Source organism: Mesorhizobium sp. M1143, from assembly GCF_040318435.1.
Classification (GTDB): Bacteria; Pseudomonadota; Alphaproteobacteria; order Rhizobiales; family Rhizobiaceae; genus Mesorhizobium.
Map to the genome: position 1 here is coordinate 1 of NZ_JAMYMJ010000188.1, position 913 is coordinate 913.

The following is a 913-nucleotide window of genomic DNA, read 5'->3' on the forward strand; positions in this document are numbered from 1 at the left end:
GTCCAGTCGTGGCCGTTGCGCGTATAAATGCGTGTGCCGTCTTCATCGATGATCATCTGCGATCGGTAGCCGTCGAACTTGACCTCGTGGGTCCAGCCTTCACCCTCGGGAGGGTTCTCCACAAGGGTCGGCATCAACGGCTCGATGAACTTCAAACGCATGCACTGATCCGCCCTCCGGCGATTCAATAAGATTAAGCTAAAATAGTTCCGAAACTGGAAATCAGCCTCTTGGGTGCAACAAACTCGTCAACTCGGCGTTGCGGGATGAGCGAAGGAGGAATCGATATGGCCGACGACAAGAGCAAGCGGGACTTCCGCGATCGGGACCGGGTCTCGGCCGATGAGGATTATGAAGTCGAGTATTTCGCAACAAAGACCGGCATCACACCCCAGCAGGTGAAAGAGCTGATCGCGAAGCACGGCAACCAACGCGAAACGCTGGAGCGAGAAGCGAAGGCTCTGCGGAAATAATGACCAGGCTATCGGATCTCGGCAGACCAATAATTGGGCACCGACATGAAGGCCCGCCCGCGAGCGAGCTCGATCATTTCATGCCTTGCCCTGTTTGCGGCCAACAGATCGACATGCGCGATTTTCGCCAGGTCGCTTATCATTCCGATCCGGATCACGATCAGCCTATCGAACTAGACGCCTAGGAACAAAAGTGCCGAAATACCACGTTGAGGAAATGGACGGCGATACCGTGACGGCTACCCACATCGTCAACGCGACAACGCCGATCAGGGCGGCGCGGGAAGCGACAGAGCGCGACATCACTCTGCGCACCACCGAGCCCATCTGGATCAGGGTTGCCGACGAAAAGCGCGGCCACATATTCGAATACAGTTTCAGCCTGTAGCTGGCGATCCAACTCGGCTAGCTGAGTTTGGATGGCATACCATGCCGTCGAC

Annotated in this window: 2 protein-coding genes and 1 pseudogene; 2 read left to right on the forward strand and 1 reads right to left on the reverse strand. The window is 56.3% G+C overall.

Annotation, left to right across the window (positions count from 1 at the left end):
* Positions 1–161 (reverse strand): annotated as a pseudogene (locus NKH35_RS31855) (ATP-dependent DNA ligase); the annotation flags it as partial.
* Positions 162–287: 126 nt separating this feature from the next.
* Here NKH35_RS31855 and NKH35_RS31860 point away from each other — a divergent pair.
* Both NKH35_RS31860 and NKH35_RS31865 read left to right on the forward strand, forming a co-directional pair.
* The gene (locus NKH35_RS31860) at positions 288–473 is read left to right on the forward strand and encodes a DUF3606 domain-containing protein (protein WP_023815822.1); all 186 of its coding nucleotides are present in this window, start codon (positions 288–290) and stop codon (positions 471–473) included.
* Positions 474–666: 193 nt separating this feature from the next.
* Positions 667–861, forward strand: a complete 195-nt coding sequence (locus tag NKH35_RS31865) for a hypothetical protein (protein WP_023699326.1) — start codon at positions 667–669, stop codon at positions 859–861.
* Positions 862–913: the final 52 nt, after the last annotated feature.

Excerpts from the sequence above, each read along its gene's own strand:
- NKH35_RS31860 (WP_023815822.1), top strand. The coding sequence starts at position 288 with ATGGCCGACGACAAGAGCAAGCGGGACTTCCGCGATCGGGACCGGGTC.